The 20,226-nt window shown below is 39.3% G+C and carries 23 protein-coding genes and 1 rRNA gene; 4 read left to right on the forward strand and 20 right to left on the reverse strand.

Annotation, left to right across the window (positions count from 1 at the left end; translation table 11 throughout):
- Window positions 1–16: 16 nt before the first annotated feature.
- Both CEQ21_RS12250 and CEQ21_RS12255 read right to left on the reverse strand, forming a co-directional pair.
- A 16S ribosomal RNA gene (locus CEQ21_RS12250) occupies window positions 17–1,566 on the reverse strand.
- Window positions 1,567–1,839: 273 nt separating this feature from the next.
- Window positions 1,840–2,073, reverse strand: coding sequence for a hypothetical protein (locus CEQ21_RS12255; protein ID WP_185764820.1), 234 nt, complete (start codon window positions 2,071–2,073; stop codon window positions 1,840–1,842).
- A 207-nt stretch (window positions 2,074–2,280) separates the two neighbouring features.
- Here CEQ21_RS12255 and pdaB point away from each other — a divergent pair, with 207 nt between their 5' ends.
- Together pdaB and gerD are read left to right on the forward strand one after the other, a co-directional pair.
- Entirely contained in the window at window positions 2,281–3,030 is a 750-nt protein-coding gene (gene pdaB / locus CEQ21_RS12260; protein WP_185764821.1) for a polysaccharide deacetylase family sporulation protein PdaB, read from the forward strand.
- A 164-nt stretch (window positions 3,031–3,194) separates the two neighbouring features.
- The gene (gene gerD, locus CEQ21_RS12265; protein ID WP_185764822.1) at window positions 3,195–3,767 is read left to right on the forward strand and encodes a spore germination lipoprotein GerD; all 573 of its coding nucleotides are present in this window, start codon (window positions 3,195–3,197) and stop codon (window positions 3,765–3,767) included.
- A gap of 37 nt (window positions 3,768–3,804) precedes the next feature.
- On the opposite strand, the gene CEQ21_RS12270 is transcribed toward gerD, so the two are convergent.
- From CEQ21_RS12270 to CEQ21_RS12280, 3 genes are all read right to left on the reverse strand, one after another.
- On the reverse strand, window positions 3,805–4,848 hold the full coding sequence (locus CEQ21_RS12270) for an Mrp/NBP35 family ATP-binding protein (RefSeq protein ID WP_185767255.1): 1,044 nt from the start codon (window positions 4,846–4,848) through the stop codon (window positions 3,805–3,807).
- Between the two features lie 130 nt (window positions 4,849–4,978).
- Window positions 4,979–5,695 carry an N-acetylmuramoyl-L-alanine amidase CwlD gene (gene cwlD / locus CEQ21_RS12275; RefSeq protein ID WP_185764823.1) on the reverse strand — a complete coding sequence of 239 codons (717 nt, stop codon included), beginning with the start codon at window positions 5,693–5,695 and terminating at the stop codon, window positions 4,979–4,981.
- Between the two features lie 107 nt (window positions 5,696–5,802).
- Window positions 5,803–6,243 carry a DUF2521 family protein gene (locus CEQ21_RS12280; RefSeq protein WP_185764824.1) on the reverse strand — a complete coding sequence of 147 codons (441 nt, stop codon included), beginning with the start codon at window positions 6,241–6,243 and terminating at the stop codon, window positions 5,803–5,805.
- A 180-nt stretch (window positions 6,244–6,423) separates the two neighbouring features.
- On the opposite strand from CEQ21_RS12280, the gene CEQ21_RS12285 reads away from it, so the two are divergent.
- Window positions 6,424–6,675 carry a sigma-G-dependent sporulation-specific acid-soluble spore protein CsgA gene (locus tag CEQ21_RS12285; RefSeq protein ID WP_185764825.1) on the forward strand — a complete coding sequence of 84 codons (252 nt, stop codon included), beginning with the start codon at window positions 6,424–6,426 and terminating at the stop codon, window positions 6,673–6,675.
- A 61-nt stretch (window positions 6,676–6,736) separates the two neighbouring features.
- Here the strand turns inward: CEQ21_RS12285 and CEQ21_RS12290 are convergent, their stop codons facing one another.
- The 3 genes from CEQ21_RS12290 to CEQ21_RS12300 all read right to left on the reverse strand — a co-directional run bounded on the left by CEQ21_RS12290 (window position 6,737) and on the right by CEQ21_RS12300 (window position 9,599).
- The gene (locus tag CEQ21_RS12290; RefSeq protein WP_185764826.1) at window positions 6,737–7,507 is read right to left on the reverse strand and encodes a TraR/DksA C4-type zinc finger protein; all 771 of its coding nucleotides are present in this window, start codon (window positions 7,505–7,507) and stop codon (window positions 6,737–6,739) included.
- Between the two features lie 119 nt (window positions 7,508–7,626).
- On the reverse strand, window positions 7,627–9,105 hold the full coding sequence (locus tag CEQ21_RS12295) for a PH domain-containing protein (protein WP_185764827.1): 1,479 nt from the start codon (window positions 9,103–9,105) through the stop codon (window positions 7,627–7,629).
- Window positions 9,105–9,599, reverse strand: a complete 495-nt coding sequence (locus tag CEQ21_RS12300; RefSeq protein WP_185764828.1) for a PH domain-containing protein — start codon at window positions 9,597–9,599, stop codon at window positions 9,105–9,107. The genes CEQ21_RS12295 and CEQ21_RS12300 overlap by 1 nt, the downstream gene beginning before the upstream one ends.
- A gap of 297 nt (window positions 9,600–9,896) precedes the next feature.
- On the opposite strand from CEQ21_RS12300, the gene CEQ21_RS12305 reads away from it, so the two are divergent.
- A complete protein-coding gene (locus tag CEQ21_RS12305) occupies window positions 9,897–12,431 on the forward strand; it encodes a LamG-like jellyroll fold domain-containing protein (protein ID WP_185764829.1) in 2,535 nt (844 codons plus the stop codon).
- Window positions 12,432–12,541: 110 nt separating this feature from the next.
- Here the strand turns inward: CEQ21_RS12305 and rpsI are convergent, their stop codons facing one another.
- From rpsI to infA, 12 genes are all read right to left on the reverse strand, one after another.
- A complete protein-coding gene (rpsI, locus tag CEQ21_RS12310; protein ID WP_150911003.1) occupies window positions 12,542–12,934 on the reverse strand; it encodes a 30S ribosomal protein S9 in 393 nt (130 codons plus the stop codon).
- A 21-nt stretch (window positions 12,935–12,955) separates the two neighbouring features.
- Window positions 12,956–13,393, reverse strand: a complete 438-nt coding sequence (rplM, locus tag CEQ21_RS12315; RefSeq protein ID WP_127742459.1) for a 50S ribosomal protein L13 — start codon at window positions 13,391–13,393, stop codon at window positions 12,956–12,958.
- A gap of 207 nt (window positions 13,394–13,600) precedes the next feature.
- Entirely contained in the window at window positions 13,601–14,338 is a 738-nt protein-coding gene (gene truA / locus CEQ21_RS12320; RefSeq protein ID WP_185764830.1) for a tRNA pseudouridine(38-40) synthase TruA, read from the reverse strand.
- Between the two features lie 12 nt (window positions 14,339–14,350).
- On the reverse strand, window positions 14,351–15,148 hold the full coding sequence (locus CEQ21_RS12325) for an energy-coupling factor transporter transmembrane component T family protein (protein ID WP_185764831.1): 798 nt from the start codon (window positions 15,146–15,148) through the stop codon (window positions 14,351–14,353).
- A complete protein-coding gene (locus CEQ21_RS12330; protein WP_185764832.1) occupies window positions 15,145–16,017 on the reverse strand; it encodes an energy-coupling factor ABC transporter ATP-binding protein in 873 nt (290 codons plus the stop codon). The genes CEQ21_RS12325 and CEQ21_RS12330 overlap by 4 nt, the downstream gene beginning before the upstream one ends.
- Entirely contained in the window at window positions 15,993–16,832 is an 840-nt protein-coding gene (locus CEQ21_RS12335; RefSeq protein ID WP_185764833.1) for an energy-coupling factor ABC transporter ATP-binding protein, read from the reverse strand. Before CEQ21_RS12335 ends, CEQ21_RS12330 begins: the two co-directional genes overlap by 25 nt.
- A 394-nt stretch (window positions 16,833–17,226) precedes the next feature.
- Complete coding sequence (rplQ, locus tag CEQ21_RS12340; RefSeq protein WP_127742449.1) at window positions 17,227–17,589, reverse strand: 50S ribosomal protein L17; 363 nt, start codon at window positions 17,587–17,589, stop codon at window positions 17,227–17,229.
- Window positions 17,590–17,648: 59 nt separating this feature from the next.
- Window positions 17,649–18,593, reverse strand: a complete 945-nt coding sequence (locus CEQ21_RS12345; protein ID WP_185767256.1) for a DNA-directed RNA polymerase subunit alpha — start codon at window positions 18,591–18,593, stop codon at window positions 17,649–17,651.
- A 175-nt stretch (window positions 18,594–18,768) separates the two neighbouring features.
- Window positions 18,769–19,158: a 30S ribosomal protein S11 gene (gene rpsK, locus CEQ21_RS12350; protein WP_009791303.1), complete on the reverse strand. Its 390-nt coding sequence runs from the start codon at window positions 19,156–19,158 to the stop codon at window positions 18,769–18,771.
- A 21-nt stretch (window positions 19,159–19,179) separates the two neighbouring features.
- Window positions 19,180–19,545, reverse strand: a complete 366-nt coding sequence (gene rpsM / locus CEQ21_RS12355; RefSeq protein ID WP_127742447.1) for a 30S ribosomal protein S13 — start codon at window positions 19,543–19,545, stop codon at window positions 19,180–19,182.
- A gap of 22 nt (window positions 19,546–19,567) precedes the next feature.
- Window positions 19,568–19,681, reverse strand: a complete 114-nt coding sequence (gene rpmJ, locus CEQ21_RS12360) for a 50S ribosomal protein L36 (protein ID WP_000868344.1) — start codon at window positions 19,679–19,681, stop codon at window positions 19,568–19,570.
- Window positions 19,682–19,718: 37 nt separating this feature from the next.
- Complete coding sequence (gene infA / locus CEQ21_RS12365) at window positions 19,719–19,937, reverse strand: translation initiation factor IF-1 (RefSeq protein ID WP_016204578.1); 219 nt, start codon at window positions 19,935–19,937, stop codon at window positions 19,719–19,721.
- Window positions 19,938–20,226 lie beyond the last annotated feature (289 nt).

Here is a 20,226-nt window from a genome sequence, read left to right on the forward strand (position 1 = left end):
AATCCATTTTCCTTAGAAAGGAGGTGATCCAGCCGCACCTTCCGATACGGCTACCTTGTTACGACTTCACCCCAATCATCTATCCCACCTTAGGCGGCTGGCTCCCAAAAGGGTTACCCCACCGACTTCGGGTGTTACAAACTCTCGTGGTGTGACGGGCGGTGTGTACAAGGCCCGGGAACGTATTCACCGCGGCATGCTGATCCGCGATTACTAGCGATTCCAGCTTCATGTAGGCGAGTTGCAGCCTACAATCCGAACTGAGAATGGTTTTATGGGATTGGCTCGACCTCGCGGTTTTGCTGCCCTTTGTACCATCCATTGTAGCACGTGTGTAGCCCAGGTCATAAGGGGCATGATGATTTGACGTCATCCCCACCTTCCTCCGGTTTGTCACCGGCAGTCACCTTAGAGTGCCCAACTGAATGCTGGCAACTAAGATCAAGGGTTGCGCTCGTTGCGGGACTTAACCCAACATCTCACGACACGAGCTGACGACAACCATGCACCACCTGTCATCCTGTCCCCCGAAGGGGAACGTCCTATCTCTAGGATTGTCAGGAGATGTCAAGACCTGGTAAGGTTCTTCGCGTTGCTTCGAATTAAACCACATGCTCCACCGCTTGTGCGGGCCCCCGTCAATTCCTTTGAGTTTCAGCCTTGCGGCCGTACTCCCCAGGCGGAGTGCTTAATGCGTTTGCTGCAGCACTAAAGGGCGGAAACCCTCTAACACTTAGCACTCATCGTTTACGGCGTGGACTACCAGGGTATCTAATCCTGTTTGCTCCCCACGCTTTCGCGCCTCAGCGTCAGTTACAGACCAAAGAGTCGCCTTCGCCACTGGTGTTCCTCCACATCTCTACGCATTTCACCGCTACACGTGGAATTCCACTCTTCTCTTCTGCACTCAAGTCCCCCAGTTTCCAATGACCCTCCACGGTTGAGCCGTGGGCTTTCACATCAGACTTAAAGGACCGCCTGCGCGCGCTTTACGCCCAATAATTCCGGACAACGCTTGCCACCTACGTATTACCGCGGCTGCTGGCACGTAGTTAGCCGTGGCTTTCTGGTTAGGTACCGTCAAGGTACGAGCAGTTACTCTCGTACTTGTTCTTCCCTAACAACAGAGTTTTACGATCCGAAAACCTTCATCACTCACGCGGCGTTGCTCCGTCAGACTTTCGTCCATTGCGGAAGATTCCCTACTGCTGCCTCCCGTAGGAGTCTGGGCCGTGTCTCAGTCCCAGTGTGGCCGATCACCCTCTCAGGTCGGCTACGCATCGTCGCCTTGGTGAGCCGTTACCTCACCAACTAGCTAATGCGCCGCGGGCCCATCTGTAAGTGACAGCGTAAACCGTCTTTCAGCTTTCCTACATGAGTAGAAAAGGATTATCCGGTATTAGCTCCGGTTTCCCGAAGTTATCCCAGTCTTACAGGCAGGTTGCCCACGTGTTACTCACCCGTCCGCCGCTAACTTAAAAAGCAAGCTTTTTAAGTCCGCTCGACTTGCATGTATTAGGCACGCCGCCAGCGTTCGTCCTGAGCCAGGATCAAACTCTCCGATAAAGAGTAAGATTAGCTCAAATGCTAAACTCTAGCTATTTGTTACTTGTTTTTGTTTCTATAACAAAGTTATAAAAACGATTATTGTTGACGTTTGTTTGTTCAGTTTTCAAAGAGCAATTAATGTCACTCTCTCAAGCGACTTTATCAATTTAACATAATCAAAATTTAATGTCAAATGTTTTTTTAACTTTTTATTTTTGATGTTTATGTCGAAGTGACGTTTATTAATATAGCAAGTTATCCCATCTTCGTCAATAACATTTTTACTATTTTTTAAATTTTTTCATCCAAGTATTTATCGTCCTTGAGAATATAGTTCAAGCATTCTTTAGGAGAAGCAATTCTTTTAAATAAGGAGAACAGTTCTTTATATCTTTCCACCATTGTTTTTTTGACAAGTATATCTATTCTCTCATCCCCTAAATCCATTAATATTTCTTCTAACTCTCTTTTGATCATATATTCTATTTCTTTAACTTCTCTTTGGCTCAATAATAGTCCTACCATATGTCTCCTCCTTGATGTACAAATATAAAAATGCCCGCATTTTGTAAACCTCCTATCCAAAATTATTCAGGAACTCTACTTAAGACGTCACTTTGTCTCAGTATTATTGCCATCTTATATTTTTTTATGAATAAACTTTTTTGTTATTTTCATTTCTATCTCTGCATAGGATGAACCAAGCAGTAAATTGGACGAGGTGAGATTAGTATGAACAGTTTTTATGTACTCAATGGAAAAAGATTAAAGCAACTGACATTAATTCTTGTTGTTTCTTTTTTTACCGCTTGGTTTTTGTATATGGAAAATATAGTACAAGTACCAGTGTTTTCAACCAAGGATGGACCCAAAGCAGTTTACAAAGGAGAAAAAGGAATTGCATTAACATTCAACATCGGGTGGGGTGATGAAAAGGCTGAACCAATATTGGATATATTAAAAAAAGAGAAGGTGACTGCAACCTTTTTCTTAGCAGGATCTTGGGCAGAGCGACATCCTGATTTAATTACAAGGATTTCGAAGGAAGGCCATGAAATCGGTATACTTGGCTATGATTATGTGGATTATTCAGAAGTAAAGGAAGAAAAGATAAACCAAGATGTTTCCAAGGCAAAAATAGCTTTCGAAAAACTGAAGGTCGACAATATTTCGTTATTCAGAGCCCCGACAGGACATTTTGATCAAAATGCGCTAACTATTACAAACCGGTACAAATATACACTTGTACATTGGAGTATTGATTCTAAAGATTGGACAAATCCGGGAACAGACCAAATTATTAAAAATGTCTCACCCGCCAAAAAGGGAGATATTGTATTACTCCATGCGTCCGATTCTGCAAAACAAACAGCTAACGCATTGCCTGAAGTAATTGACAATCTGAAAGGAAAAAACCTTAAGTTTGTCACCGTTACAGAAATGCTGTCAAATGCTGACTCGAGCTCCAAAGAAATAAATTAATCCCTTTACAGTAAAGGCCCTTTCTTTAAGAATAAGGGTCTTTTTTCTTCTACCCCCGTCTTTTTACTTCAAAACTAACGCTTCAAACAATTTCGAGGAATATTTTTTAAAAATAAAAGCATGCTAATGAACAGGGATATTTCCTTTTGAAAGGAGCAGCTGCAATGTTCAAAAAATACAGCATCGTTCTGCTTTTATCGCTTTCCATTTTGAGCGGCTGTTCAGCTGGAGAAACTGCACAACAGATGGATTATGATCAGACCAAAAAAATGGTAGTCGATATTTTAAAAACTGATGACGGAAAAAAAGCGATTCGTGATGTTATTGGGGATGAAGAAATTAAGGAAAATCTCGTAATGAATGAAGATGCGGTTACAAAAACCATTGAAAAGACTTTGGTTTCTGATAAGGCATCAAAATTTTGGACAGAGAAATTTAAAGATCCAGATTTTGCAGAAACAATGGCAAAAAGCATGAAAACAGAGAACCAAAAGCTACTTAAAGACTTGATGAAGGACCCGGATTACCGAAAAATGATGGTGGAATTATTGCAAGATCCTGCCATAGAATCCGACTTGAAAAATGTGTTGAAAAGCACAGAATACCGGGAACATTTACTTGAGGTCATGCAGGAATCAATGGATACACCAGAATTCAAGAAGAAATTTCAAGATATGCTTGATAAAGCCGCTAAAGAGGCAGCTTCTGGAGTGGGAGTACAGACAATTCAACTCTAGTCCAAATGTAAAAGCAGGGGAACCCCCCTGCTTTTTTTTATACATTTTCTGCTTTTTCAATAACTTTTTTCGCTATATCCATATAAATACTGCCAATTCTATCTTGCTGTGAGTAAACTGAAGGAGCAAAATCATCCTGATCCCAATCAGGCTGGCCAAGCGGCAGCTGACCTAAAACAGAGGTTTGGAGATCCTCTGCCAACTTCTTCCCTCCGCCTTTACCAAAAACATATTCCTTTTCACCAGTCAACTTACTCTCAAAATAAGACATATTTTCAATGACTCCAAGGATTTCATGTTCCGTTTTTATTGCCATTGCCCCAGCTCTGGCAGCTACAAATGCGGCTGTCGGATGCGGAGTAGTAACGATAACTTCTTTACTGGAAGGGAGCATAGTATGTACATCTAAAGCTATATCACCAGTTCCAGGAGGCAAATCTAAAATGAGGTAATCTAATTCTCCCCACTCTACTTCCTGCAGGAAGCTTGTCAGCATTTTCCCAAGCATCGGGCCTCTCCAGATAATAGGAGCATTATCCTCAACAAAGAACCCCATAGAAATTACTTGAACGCCAAATCGTTCTACAGGAATAATTCTGTCATTTACCACTTCAGGTCTTTTTGTTATTCCCATCATATCAGGTACACTAAAACCGTATATATCAGCATCAAGAAGACCTACCTTTTTGCCAAGTCTCGCCATGGAAACTGCCAAATTAACAGAAACAGTCGATTTGCCGACCCCGCCTTTACCACTAGCTACAGCTATATATGTGGGAAGATTCTGGCTATTGATATCAGTCTGTTCCGCTTGTATTTCTTGAACAAGCTGACTTGGAAGCTGCGCAAACCGCATACCAACACTTTGCACTCCATTTTGCTTCAACATACCGACTATCTGCTGCTGCAATTCCATTTGTGCGGGAGACCCAATCTCTGCAACTGCCAGCTTAATGCTGACATGAGATTTTTCTTCGTCCCACCTTAAATCTTTAATTGAATTTAGTTCTAATAACGACTTATGTAAAAAAGGATCTGTTATCTGTTCTATCATGCGTTCAATAGCTTCTGCGTTTAAAATGACAATCCCCTCCCCTTTAATATTAGTATAACATAGAGAATGATAACCTTTGCATTTTTAAAATCCAGGTATATATTTCCCGGGAATATAAGATATTCACCTAAAAAAGAACAAGGAGAATTAGCCTATGCTATTCCCCTTTAATTGCATCCTCATTTGAAAAGTATCGATTGACACCTTTATAAACAGATGCAGCTATTTTATTTTGATAATCTACATTCATTAAATTCTGCTTTTCTGCAGGATTAGAAAGAAAACCTATCTCAACAAGTGCGCCCGGTTTCTCTGCATACTTCAAAATATAGACACTGCTTAGCGGCTTTGCTTTTCTTGTTGTGTTTTCCAAGTTGTCTGTTAGTTCAGCTTGAATAAATTTTGCCGCAACCTCGTTATCCTCTAGCTGTGGAGAAAAGAATGTTTGTGCACCGCTCCACTTAGAGGAAGGAATCGCATTCAAATGAATGCTTAAAAATAAATCAGCATCAGATGAGTTAATAATATTTAATCTTTCCTTAAGGTCAGCTACCTTTCGGTTACGATATCCCTTTACATCCTCTCCTGCTAAATCCTTATCTTCTTCTCTTGTCATGATGACCAATGCACCTTGTTCTTGAAGATAATCCCGAATCTTAAGGGATACATTCAGAGCTATATCTTTCTCTAACACTTCCTCATCACCCGCTCCGCCATCTGGCCCCCCATGACCAGGATCAATGATAATTATTTTCCCAGTTAAAGGAAGATTCCAAGCGTCCCATGAATCATCATCCGAGAAATCAAATTGCAAAATGAAAAATAGAAGGATAAGCCCCGCTGTAAATATACTTATTTTTAATTTCTTATTCACTGTCCTAGTCAATCCCTCCTGCCTGTCCTTATCCTAAATGTATGGGACAAGAAGAAGGTTTAGAACAAGCCCGAAAAAAAAATCAAGCGGTGCACGACCGCCTGATTTCAATGAAGCCTGAGCTTTCTTCTTTTATTCGCTTTTTGAAATCCTTCTAACCACCATGCATTAACGAATTGTTCACATAGATAGTACAAAGATTCATTTTTACTGCTTTCTTCACTGCCCCAGTACAAAAGAAAATGAAATAGAGTATCCTTTAAATGTTTATCTTCTTCGAAACATCTATTTTTAATCGTGGGGATATCCTCTCCCCATTCATTGAATTTACTAAAGTTCGCACCTAATAAAAAGGCTTCTATTGCCACATCAAAGCACGCTTCCTCCATACCTTCGTTAATGATGACACTTTTCGTCAACTGAGAAGATCCAAAGTAATGCGCCACCTTCGCCTTTAAATCTTTTATAGAAAGCTCCTTAAGAACAGACCTTTCGTATTTAATTTGTTTTTCTCTTTTTTTCAAATCGAAGTCCATAATAACTGTCACTGCTTTCACCTCTTAAAAATAGTTTCAACTAAATCCAAAGGGAAATTCAAAGAGAGATGTGATTTCCATATCCAATTAATATGGATGTTTCTATAAATGGAAAATGTATGTTGCTATTAATAAAACTAATAAAAACAAACCATAATAAAACTGAAAAAAATCCAAAGTAAGAGGTGCAGCATGATTCAATCTATAGCATATGTAAGAGAAGTTCTATCACTATACACAGACCGTTCAAATACAGGAAAAAGCATTTATGGGAAAATGAACAAGGGCCATTATAAATCAGAAGAAGCTTTTGTTCGTGATTTAACAGAGGAAGAGATTAACTTCCTAAATCAAGTGCTGGCAGAAGAAATACAGCACGCAGAAAATGAACAAGATTCCGAAAGAGTGCACCATTTAAACGACGTTTACGAATTATTATTTTAAAACAAAAAAAGGTCAGGCAGCGCACTAGATCTGAAGTCTAGTTATGCAGCCTGACCTTCCTTTAAAACCGTTCTTTATCATCTGCATCTTCCACATAAGGTTCATGCTCATATGCAGGTAGATCCCCAAAGCTCGTCATAATGCCTTCTTCATCTAAACTGTGCTCATATCTTTTATGCTGTGGATTCGGATAAACAGTGATGTTTTTCCCCTCTATATCGACCCCAACAAAGTTCTCATACTCCTCGACATACCCAACATTTTCGTAAGAATCAATGGAAAGGTCATTATAGTGATCAACAGGCTCGACAAAATCAGATGGTGTTTCTGAGGTCCCAAAGCTCTCCACATCCTGCCAGGAATCCTCCGCATCATAAGCTACATTTTCATCTTGTTCATCCATATCAAACTTTCCAAATGGCGGCATGAGCACACCCTCTTCTACTGGGCGCTCATGTGAGACAACTTTATCTGGAGTATGTTCTATACAGTATAAAGCCGTAGGGAGAGCCTCCAGACGTTCAAGAGGAATGTCCTTGCCGCATTCCACGCATTTTCCGTATGTCCCATTCTGGATGGCCTTTAATGCATGAACCACACCTTCATACTCGAATCTATAATGTTCATTTAGTGCAATATCTTTTTCTCTTTCATATAATTCCGTTCCTTCATCACCTGGATGATTATCATAGCTCGAAAGCTCACCAACAGAATCATGCGCGTGGCTTCTTATTAAATTCAGGTGATCATTTATGTCATATCTCTCTTCTATGTCTTGCTTATGCTCTTCTAACAGTGATTGAAAATCATTAAGTTGTTGTTTTGTCAGCATGAGATTTGTCCTTTCATTAAATCTTTTGCCTTATTAGTATGAACGAAAAAACCAAGAACATTGAAGGAAATATGTACTTGTATACACTTTATTTAATGGGGAACGATATGAAAAGATATCTATCGTTTATCAATACGAATGTCTTTTCCTCTCATCTTATACCAATAATAAAAGTCAATAGCAGCTTCGTAAGGAATATCCTTTATGGCAGTATGAACGATTGGCTTAGAGCGGTTAACAATTCCCATTTCCGCTAAACCAAACCGGCTTTGCCATCTGGACTGTGCCACTTCAACCTCGATTACTTTGCTTCTCCTTGTAAGGAATAGCGAAGTTTGAAGGCTGCCTGTTTTCATCTGAATATATTCATCTTTGACAATATAGCGGCTGTTTACAAAATCCAGTAAACGCAAAATATAAACAATCAGCAAAACTGCAAAAGAGGCATACCATAAATTCGGCTTAAAGATAAGAAGTCCAACCAATGCTGCAAGCCATAAAATACTTGGTCTTAACATTTTTGCCACAAGCGCAGTTTTCGGTAAGCTTGTCATGTTAGGAAGGATTTTATATTCTGGTAACAGCTCATGAACAATTTCATATGCCCTATCTACCGGTAGAAATGGATATAAAGAATTTGTTTTCAAATCCTCTTCTCCTGTTTCACCTGCACTGACCAGTTTTACCTCAGCAAGCCGTAGAATTCTTTTCAGTGGTGATTGGATTACCTCGATAGCCTGAACCTTCTCTTTTAAGATTGAAAATGCAACCTCGTCCACTAATCCCTTTCTAATATAAATCCTTTTGCTGTCAGATAAAATCTGGTACTTACCATACCTCCAATAAGTAGTAATTACACCAAATGCAATTGCAATGAATGTAAAAATAACCAGCGCAATAGCAATCATCCACCAGTATCTCATGATGGCTTTAAGCCAATCCCCCATAATGCTTGTGACTGGCAACAGGTCTTCAATATTGGAATATATCGTAAATATAACAGGGATAAGTGCAAAAAAGCTTAAAGATGTGAAGGATGCCTTCAATACATCTTTTTTAGATGCGATAAAATGAATCTCTCTTTCATTCTGTGTTTCCACTATATATTCAGAATCCCTTTCCTCCTCGAACGCTTCTGGAATTCCCTCAGAATAAACACTTGACGCAATTGTCTCCAGCCAATCTGCCTCTTTTTTAGAAACAGCAGCTAATGCAATTGACCCATTATCACCTGACTCTCCGGTCTCCATCGTAATGGAAGAAATATTGAATAGTTTATGGATAACAGTAGTACGCTTTTGAATATTTTGAATCTTACTTAAAGAGATTACCCGTTCAGATTTCTTCATGACACCAGATGAAATATGAATAGCCTCGTCTTTTACTGTATACCGGTAGAAACACCAATTGAAGAAGTTATAAACAATTGCCATAAGAATAAACACCGCAAATAAATACTGCCCAGCTAACCAAAACTTGCTGTCTGTACCAAAATGAATGACGTAAAGAAAGAAAAGTATGATGAAATTGGTTTTAATTAATGAAACGAAATCCAGCAGCATTTTTACCGGATGCAGCCGTGCTGTTCTTCCTTCCATTATTCCACTTCCTTAATCTTTGCATAATGAGCTATTTGGTTCCTTAGCTCTAGTGCTTCTACTTCTGGGATAGCCGGAATTTGATGACTGCTTCCCATCGTACCGACAGAGATAGAATACAGCTTGTATTTTCTTAATAGTGGCCCTTGCACAAGTTCAACCGACTGTACCTTTGTCATCGGGATGAGTTGATGCTTTTTTTTCCATATTCCTGATTTCAACTGGATGAATTCTTCGTCCACATCATAACGCCAATATTTTTGCTTTAACGACGGTTCCATAATAATTTCCCAGATTGCTGATAGTACTGTTAAACCTATAAGGCCAAGAATAATCCAGCCAATCCAGTACTTCCACTCAAAATAACCATCTAAATAATATAAAACACAAAGCACTATTAGTATTCCCACATTTATGATGGTCTCTGATATGCGCCAAACTTTCATTGCTTTTTCTGATATGCTTTTCTTCGGTTCCTCTATTTTAGAGTACATTACTCTAGCACCTCCTACTTATAATGTTAATACGTGTTATGCACTGATTAGTTCCTAATTTTATTAGAAATATGTATTTTCTGTAAAAAAATAGGCCAATCGATTCTTTCCCGCTAATATTGTTATCGTATGATAGATTATGAAAGCGTTTTTAATAAAAGGCGAAAGGAGGTTGAACCGGTACAATCTTACTTTGGAGCCGCTCCCCATACATAATACAACGCCCCTAAGAATTGGAGCTGTCCATCTCCATTTTAAGCAAATGGCTTCCATTTTAAAAAAGAAGGAGTTATGTCAATGAGAAAAAGTAATTTGCGGCTTTTGCTGTCCGCCACTTTAGCTTTAGTACTAACTATTCCAAGCGCTGCATTTGCAGAAAAAACAAATCAAACAAACCTCGCCAGCACAAATGCAATTCCTGATTATCAAGACGTATCTGTTCATGATCCATCCATAGTAAAGGACGGTGATACTTACTATGTTTTCGGCTCACATATTGAAGCAGCGAAATCAGATGATTTGATTAACTGGGAGACCTTTACAAATGGCTATACAACTCCAAATAACGAGTTATATGATGACTTATCAAAAAACTTAGCAGGTTCCTTTAAATGGGCTGGAGAAAATGATTCGGACAGCAAGGGCGGTTTCGCTGTATGGGCTCCTGATGTTTTCTGGAATAAAAACTATGTCAATAAGGATGGCAGCAAAGGTGCCTACATGATTTATTATAGTGCATCATCTACTTATATACGATCCGCAATCGGCTATGCTGTTTCTCAAGATATTGAAGGTCCTTATGAGTATGTTGATACAATTGTCTATTCTGGTTTTACGAAAGATAGTGCCAAAGACGCTAATAGCAATGTCGACAAAAAGTGGGTCAACACAAATATTCAAGGTTTGATTCATTCTGGAAACTTGCAAAGCGAAAATGACAACTGGTTCAATTCTGACGGCTCCTACAACAATAATCTTTATCCTAATGCTATTGATGCTAATGTGTTCACAGCTGCTGACGGCAAACTTTGGATGACATATGGCTCTTGGTCTGGCGGTATCTTCCTGCTGGAGATAGATAAGAAAACTGGAAAACCAATCTATCCTGAGAAAGATGGCAAAACAAAGGATGGCAGAATGATTGACCGCTACTTCGGCACAAAAATTGCCGGCGGTTATTACAAATCTGGAGAGGGTCCATATATAGTCTATGATAAAAATACAAAATATTATTATCTATATGTGACATATGGCTGGTTAGGTGCTGATGGCGGTTATAATATGAGGCTGTTTCGCTCCAAATCACCAGATGGTCCATATGTAGATGCAAGCGGCCAATCTGCGGTGCTACCTGGAAATGTAGACAATTCACTCTATGGAAATAAGGTTATGGGAAATTTCCTGTTTGAACGAAGAATTGGAGATCCTGGCACTGGTATCGGAGTCGGCTACGTATCACCTGGACATAACTCTGCTTTCATTGATTCTAAAACAGGTCAGCATTTCTTAGTGTTCCATTCCCGCTTCCCTGAAACAGGGGAAATGCATGAAGTACGCGTTCATGAGATGTTCATGAATAGTGACGGATGGCCAATTGCAGCACCATACCGTTATAGTGGAGAAAAGCTTAAAAAAGTAAATAAACAGGATTTGATTGGCCAGTATCAGTTCATTAATCATGGCAAAACATATTCAGGCGATATCACAGCATCTGTTTATATCGAACTGACTAAAAACGGAAAGATAACAGGAGATATGACTGGTACTTGGAAAAAGACAAGTCATAATGAAGCGGAAATAAAAATCGACGGCAATACCTACAATGGTGTGTTTGTCCGCCAATGGGATGAAGTATCCAAAAGCTATGTAATGGCATTTACAGCCATGTCAATCGAAGGAGTTACAATCTGGGGCAGCAAAATGGAAGATAAGACCGACAAGGAAATCGTACAGGATGTTAAAACTGACCTAGACCTTGGCGATACAGCTAACGTAGTTTCTAATATATCCTTACCGACTGAGGGGACCCGTCATGCAACAATCACTTGGAAAACCTCTGATTCAAATGTCATTTCAGAAACAGGTAACATAACACGTCCTGAGTCTGGCACTGCAAGCAAAGATGCTACATTGACCGCAACCATTACGAAGGGCAAGTACACAACAACTAAAACCTTTGTCATTACTGTTTTGCCATATAAGGAAAATGGTTTGGCTGCAAAATATTCATTCGAAGGTAATTTAAATGACAGTAACGCACAATTTGGCAGCGGCACAATAACAGGAAATAAAATTGATAATACCGGTGGGTCCATTTCCTTTGCTGATGGAGTAAACGGCGGAAAGGCAGCTAAGTTCGATGGAGCTTCAGGCATTCGCTTGCCAAACGGATTAATATCAAGCGACATCTACAGTGTTTCCCTCTGGATTAAACCAGAACAGTTGACACAATACACTACTACTTTCTTTGGTGCAAGAGATAGTAACAACTGGATAAGTCTCCTTCCATACGGAACAGGAAATGGCAGTACAGAAGTATGGTCTGGCAGTTCAACTTGGTATGATGCCTCAGTCGGCAGCCAAATAAAAACTGGTGAGTGGACTCACTTAGCTTTTACAGTAGATAAGGATGCTATTTCCGTGTACGTTAACGGAAATGAAAAGTATAAAGGCACAGGTTTCCCAAATATATTCACGACAGCAAATGCAAGCTTCAGTCTTGGGGTGAACTGGTGGGACCCACCATTTAAGGGTTATATGGATGAATTGAGGATTTATGATGGTTTACTTACAGCCGAAGAAGTAAGCAATCTTGCCCAGGGAAATAAGTAAGTTTTAGAAGCCCCATATGTAAGACATATGGGGCTTTATATTAACATGTAAAATAGAAAGAAAAAAAAGACTCTCAAGCAATAAGCTTGAGAGTCTTTTGAAACGTAAAATTAACGTTTTGAGAACTGAGGTGCACGACGAGCGCCTTTAAGACCGTATTTTTTACGTTCTTTCATACGAGCGTCACGAGTTAACAATCCAGCACGCTTAAGTGTTGGACGGTACTCAGGATCTGCTTGAAGTAAAGCACGAGCGATACCATGACGGATAGCTCCAGCTTGACCAGTGTATCCTCCACCGCTAACGTTAACTAGGATATTGTAGCTTCCAGTAGTTTCAGTAGCTACTAATGGTTGTTTTACAACTTCACGTAAAGCTGCAAATGGAATATAGTTTTCAATTTCACGACCATTGATGATGATTTGACCGTCGCCTGGTACTAAACGTACACGTGCAACGGAACTTTTACGACGACCAGTACCGATATATTGAACCTGTGCCATTTTTTTTACCTCCCTTATTAATTATCCGCGAAGTTCGTAAACTTCTGGTTGTTGTGCTTGGTGCGGATGCTCGCTACCAGCGTATACATGTAATTTTTTGAACATTTGACGACCAAGAGAATTCTTTGGAAGCATGCCTTTGATAGCAAGCTCAAGCATTTTCTCAGCGTAGTTTGTACGCATTTCTAAAGCAGTTCTTTGCTTTAGTCCACCTGGATGCATAGTGTGACGGTAGTAAATTTTATCAGTCAATTTTTTACCAGTCAATTCGATTTTTGAAGCATTTAAAAGAATAACATGATCACCAGTATCCACATGTGGTGTGAAAGTTGGTTTATGTTTTCCACGTAGGATTGATGCTACTTCACTAGCAAGACGACCTAAAGTTTTGCCTTCAGCATCAATCACGTACCATTTACGGTCAACAGTGTTTGAATTAGCCATGAACGTTGTACGCATGAGTTTCCCTCCTGAATGTTAAGTTTTTAGTTTTTTTGTTGTTTTAATGATTTACGTCTATATGTTCACACAATTAAGTTTCCGGGGCTTAATGTGGGTTTATAATACATACCATATTATGATATATGCTAGAGTGCCATATGTCAAGAAAATGTTACACCAGGTTTAGTTGTTATGAAAAATTCTTTTCGACTTTATATTTTCTACTTAATAGTAAACCTTCCATAAATACAAACCGTTTGCAGAAGCAGTCTTTCCTGCGGCTTTACGGTCTTTTTTCACTAGAATTTCTTTAATAGACTCTGGCTTTCGTTTGCCTCTGCCAACGTCAAGCAGTGTTCCGATTATGATACGCACCATATTATAAAGGAAGCCATTTCCTTTAAAGCTAAAAATAAGCATATCATCTTCTTCTACCAATTCCATTGACGTAATCGTCCTTACCTTATCTTCCTTATCCGTCTTCATCGAGCAAAAGCTGGTGAAGTCATGTTCACCAATAAAATATTCAAGTGCTTTGCGAATTGCCTCAATATCCAATTTATATGGATAATAATAGGCATGGTTACGCTTGAACGGATCTCTTCTTTCAGAGAGATGGATAAAATAACGGTATTCCTTGCCAGTTACATTGTATCTTGCATGAAAGTCCAGATTAACTGGTTCTATTGTAGAAAATACAATATCATGAGGCAGCATTGCGTTTATTGCGAGCTCCCACTTTCCAGCAGGTATATCCAAATCTGAATCAAAATGGATGACCTGTCCTTTTGCATGGACGCCTGCATCTGTACGGCCTGATGCTTGAATCTTTATCTCACTGCCTTTATGAAGCTTTTTTAAAGCTTTTTCTATTTCTCCTTGAACAGTGCGGTCCCTCGGCTGAAGCTGAAATCCACAATATTCGGAGCCATCATAGCTGACTATCCCTTTATATCTTTGCATCACTTTTCTCCATTATGATTTAAATACAAGCAGCAAAACTGCTACAAGCACTAATAATACTATCATGACACTATCCGATTGCTTCCAAACTAGCTGACGATATTTCGTTCTGCCCTCTCCACCTTGGTAGCCTCTCGCTTCCATAGCAGTTGCAAGCTCCTCGGCTCTCTTAAAGGCATTGACAAAAAGCGGAATTAATAATGGTACAATTGCTTTTATTCTGCTTTGAATTGGACCGCTCGAGAATTCCACCCCTCTTGCCATCTGCGCCTTCATTATCTTCTCTGTTTCATCCATCAGTGTTGGGATGAAGCGTAAAGAGATAGACATCATTAAGGCAAGTTCATGAACTGGAAAGCGGATCTTTTTCAGAGGTCCCAGCAATGTCTCCAATGCATCTGTAAGCTCAATTGGTGTTGTTGTCAATGTGAGCAAGGAAGTCATGATTATAAGCAGAAAGAAGCGTAATGAAATGAGTATCCCCATCCTTAGTCCTTCTGAATATATTTTAATCCATCCGTATTCGAATAATAAGCTGCCATCTTTAGTAAAAAACAAATGAAGACAGAAAGTAAATAATATAAGCCAAAGTATTGGTCTTAATCCTAGATAAATATATTTAAAAGGAACCTTTGACAAAAGGATCATCAAACCAACATACGCAGCAAGAATAAAATAGGTAGCAGCATTATTGGCTAGGAATACAATACAAATAAATAAAAATACAATTATAAGCTTTGAACGAGGATCCATTCTATGCAGAAGTGAGTCAATCGGAACAAAACGACCTATTATCATTTTCCCCATCATTGATGATCCTCATTTTTCTTTAAGTAATCCGCTAGTTCCATAATAAATGTCTCCGTATTTAAATGCACTTTATCAAGTTTAAAGCCAAGCTGAGCTTCTAATTTCCTCTGGAATCTAACAATATCAGGAACATTTAATCCAATTCGCACTAAATCTTCGCTTTCTGAAAATATTTCCTCAGCAGTTCCTTCTCTATAAACATTCCCTTTATTCATAATGACGATTTTGTCTGCATACAATGCTGCGTCCTCCATACTGTGTGTAACCAGTATAGTCGTCAAGTTTCGTTCTTTATGCAGTCTATAGAACATTTCCATGATTTCTTTTCGGCCTCTTGGATCTAGTCCTGCAGTTGGCTCATCAAGAACAAGCACTTCAGGCTCCATAGCCAAAACACCGGCGATAGCTACTCGTCTCATCTGCCCACCTGATAAATCAAATGGGGATTTGTTCAAGTAATCTTCCGAAAGCCCTACCTCTGCCAAAGCCCTTTTTGCTCTGATTTTTGCCTCTTCCTCTTTTACTCCAAAGTTCATTGGTCCAAAACAGATATCTTTTTCTACTGTTTCTTCGAATAGCTGGCTTTCTGGAAACTGGAAAACGATTCCTACCTTTTGGCGAATTGGAGCAAGGTTCTTATTCTTACGGCCAGATTCAATTAACCTGTCACCTATTGCAACACTTCCACTAGTAGGTGTTAATAAGGCATTCAAATGCTGAAGAATTGTGGATTTACCAGAGCCTGTATGACCAATGATAGCCATATAAGAACCTGAGGATATATTTATGTCCACATTCTCAATTGCCAATCTTTCAAACGGTGTATTCTCTTGATAACGATATGCTACTTTTTGAAGTGAGATGTCCATAGCTCAGTCACCAACTCTTCTTCTGTCAATGTTATTTTGTCTACCTGTACCCCCTGCGCTTCAAGACCGCTTCTTAGTCTTATCGCAAATGGGATATCAAGTCCAATTTCAATTAATTCCTTCTCTAACTGGAAAATTTTAGAGGGCTTACCCTCCTGATAAACCTTCCCTTTATTCATGATGATAATTCGGTCTGCTCTTGCTGCTTCATCAAGATCATGGGTGATAGAGATTACCGTCATATTTTCCTGCTTCAGCTCTTTCATTAATTCGAGTACTTCCTGTCTCCCCTGTGGATCAAGCATAGACGTCGCTTCATCAAGGACGATAATGCTTGGTTTCAATGCAATAACACCGGCAATTGCTACACGTTGTTTTTGTCCACCTGAAAGATGGTGCGGCTCTTGATCAAGAAAAGATAGCATATTTACTTTTTCTAAAGCAGCTTCCACCCGTTTATGCATTTCCTCCCTAGGAATAGCATTGTTTTCTAAGCCAAAAGCCACATCATCTTTAACTGTTGTCCCTACAAACTGATTATCAGGTTTTTGAAAAACCATACCTACTCTTTTTCTAGCATCCCAAACTGTTTCTTCTGATATGACTATGTCTCCAATGCGGATAGATCCTTCTTTTGAAAAATACAACCCGTTTAATAGCTTAGCAAGTGTTGATTTACCTGAACCATTATGACCGACGATAGCTACCCATTCACCCTCTTTTATTTGGAAAGAAACGTTATCTAGTGCTTTTGTCTGCTGATCTTCATACATAAAGGATAAGGAGTCGACTGTTACCAAAACTTTATGGTCCATATAATACCTCACTCATTCTTCTTTTGCCAAAAAGAAAACTCGCCTTACGGGCGAGCTTTGAATTGGTTCTACATAAGATATAAATTTGAAGTAAATACCTATGTCCCTGAATCCAGGAAATTCATATGTTGTAAATGAATCTTATGATATTCCTATTCTCGCACCCTGAATGCTTCTTTTAAAAACGAAAAAAGCCCGCACCTCCAATTCAACTTGAATTGCAGAGGTGCTAGAGCTAGACGAGACATTTGTTCTTTATTCTTTCCTAATGCTCATCGTAACACTCTGTTTTGGCTTGATAGCATATAGAATGAGACTACTAAAGAAAAAGGGTACTTGAACAAGTTTCATAGCAATATAAACTGTCCGGCACCCTATGTTCCTTAAATCTCTATTATACTAACTCGATAATTACCATTGGTGCACCGTCTCCGCGACGAGGTCCCATTTTCATGATACGTGTGTATCCACCTTGACGTTCAGTGTAACGAGCAGCGATGTCGCTGAACAATTTTTGAACAGCATCTTGGTTTTCTTCAACGTTAGCAACTTCATTACGTACGTAAGCAGCAGCTTGACGGCGTGCATGAAGATCTCCACGTTTACCAAGTGTAATCATTTTTTCTACAACAGAACGAAGTTCTTTTGCACGAGCTTCAGTTGTTTCAATGCGCTCGTTGATGATTAAGTCTGTTGTTAAGTCACGTAACATAGCTTTACGCTGTGCGCTAGTGCGTCCTAACTTTCTGTAACCCATGTGTGATTCCCTCCTTTTGTTGTTATTCAAGCAGCTGGGCAATCAAAAACGGCTGTTTATCAGTCGTCTTTTCTTAGGCCTAAACCTAGCTCTTCCAGTTTATGCTTAACTTCTTCAAGAGATTTTCTACCAAGATTTCGAACTTTCATCATATCTTCTTCTGTCTTATTAGCCAATTCTTGTACTGTATTAATCCCAGCACGTTTTAGGCAGTTATAAGAACGAACAGATAAATCAAGCTCTTCAATCGTCATCTCAAGAACTTTTTCTTTTTGATCTTCTTCTTTTTCTACCATTATCTCAGCATTTTGAGCTTCATCAGTTAAACCAACGAAGATGTTTAAATGCTCTGTCAAAATCTTTGCACCAAGTGCAATAGCATCTTGAGGACCTGTACTACCGTCAGTCCAAACGTCAAATGTTAGTTTATCATAATTAGTCAATTGACCAACACGAGTATTCTCAACTTGATAATTCACTCTAGAAACTGGAGTGTAGATTGAATCAATTGGAATTACACCAATAGGTTGATCCTCACGCTTGTTTTGTTCAGCAGGTGTGTAACCACGACCACGCTTTGCAGTTAAACGCATGCGAAGATTTCCGTTGCTGCCCAATGTAGCGATATGAAGATCTGGATTCAAGATCTCTACATCACTATCATGAGTGATGTCCGCTGCAGTGACAACTCCTTCACCTTGCATATCAATCTCTAAAGTTTTTTCATCATCAGAGTAGATTTTAAGTGCTAGTTTCTTGATGTTCAATATGATAGATGTTACATCTTCCACGACGCCTTCAATTGTTGAGAACTCATGAAGTACCCCATCAATTTGAATGGATGTGATAGCGGCACCAGGAAGTGAGGATAATAGAATACGACGTAAGGAGTTACCCAAAGTAGTACCATATCCACGCTCAAGTGGCTCTACGACGAATTTGCCGTATTTGGCATCATCGTTGATCTCAACCGTTTCGATTTTTGGTTTTTCTATTTCGATCATCAAAATATACCCTCCTTCAAAACGTCGAAACCCCGGCTATTTTAGTAACCGAAATTCCCCATGTTTACGTTCCCGCTTTGTGCACAACAACTGGGTTAATAATTCTGTACGGGCTTTTAAAAAGTTTTAATCAAATCCCAGTATAGACAAGGATAAATGATTTTATACAGAAAAATTAAACGCGGCGACGTTTAGGTGGTCGGCAGCCATTATGAGGAACTGGAGTTACATCTCTGATAGCAGTAACTTCAAGACCTGCAGCTTGAAGAGCACGGATTGCAGCTTCACGACCAGCACCTGGTCCTTTTACAGTTACTTCAAGAGTTTTCATACCATGTTCCATTGATGTTTTAGCAGCAGTTTCAGCAGCCATTTGAGCAGCGAAAGGAGTAGATTTACGAGAACCTCTAAATCCTAGAGCTCCTGCACTTGACCAAGAAAGAGCATTACCATGTACATCAGTGATTGTTACGATTGTGTTATTGAATGTTGAACGAATGTGTGCAATACCAGATTCGATATTCTTTTTCACACGACGTTTACGAGTATTCGTTTTACGTGCCATTTAAAGTACCTCCTTTACGGATTATTTTTTCTTGTTAGCTACAGTCTTACGAGGACCTTTGCGTGTACGAGCGTTGTTTTTCGTGTTTTGTCCGCGAACTGGAAGACCACGGCGGTGACGAAGACCACGGTAGCAACCGATCTCCATTAGACGTTTAATGTTAAGTGAAACTTCACGACGAAGGTCACCTTCAACTTTTAGTTTGTCAATGATATCACGGATTTTGTTAAGTTCATCTTCCGTTAAGTCACGAACACGAGTATCTTCAGAAACACCAGCTTCTGCCAATACTTTTTGTGCAGTAATTTTTCCGATACCAAAAATGTATGTTAAAGATATTACTACGCGTTTTTCACGTGGAATATCCACACCAGCAATACGTGCCATCTATATGCGCACCTCCTTATAATTAACCTTGTTTTTGTTTATGTTTAGGGTTTTCACAGATAACCATAACTTTCCCACGTCTGCGGATAACTTTGCATTTTTCGCAGATAGGTTTAACAGATGGTCTAACTTTCATTATCCTAACCTCCTTGATAGTACGGAGTGCAATCAGATTATTTAAAGCGGTAAGTAATTCTTCCGCGAGTCAAGTCATATGGAGATAACTCAACCGTTACTTTATCACCAGGTAAAATACGAATAAAATGCATGCGGATTTTACCAGAAACGTGAGCCAATACAGTATGACCATTTTCTAATTCTACCTTAAACATGGCGTTCGGCAAAGTTTCAGTGATTGTGCCTTCAATTTCGATTACATCGTCTTTAGCCATCGAATAAATTCTCCCTTCATTTTAAAATGCGAAATACTTAAAACTAACTATAGTAAAGTGTAGTTCTTTTCTTTTGTAACACGATTGGTGTACATCAACTACTCTGAACTGCTCTATAATATACTAACTTGTCATATAACTGCAACTAATTGATTATAACATAATGTTACACACACGTCCGCTATTAATAACAAATTAATAATAAAAATTATAAACTTCCATCAGAATCGATCAATGTGACCACCAACACAGCTAAAACTCGTTTATATGAACTGCTGTAAAGCTATAT

This window comes from Niallia circulans, from assembly GCF_007273535.1.
Taxonomy (GTDB): domain Bacteria; phylum Bacillota; class Bacilli; order Bacillales; family Cytobacillaceae; genus Niallia; species Niallia circulans_B.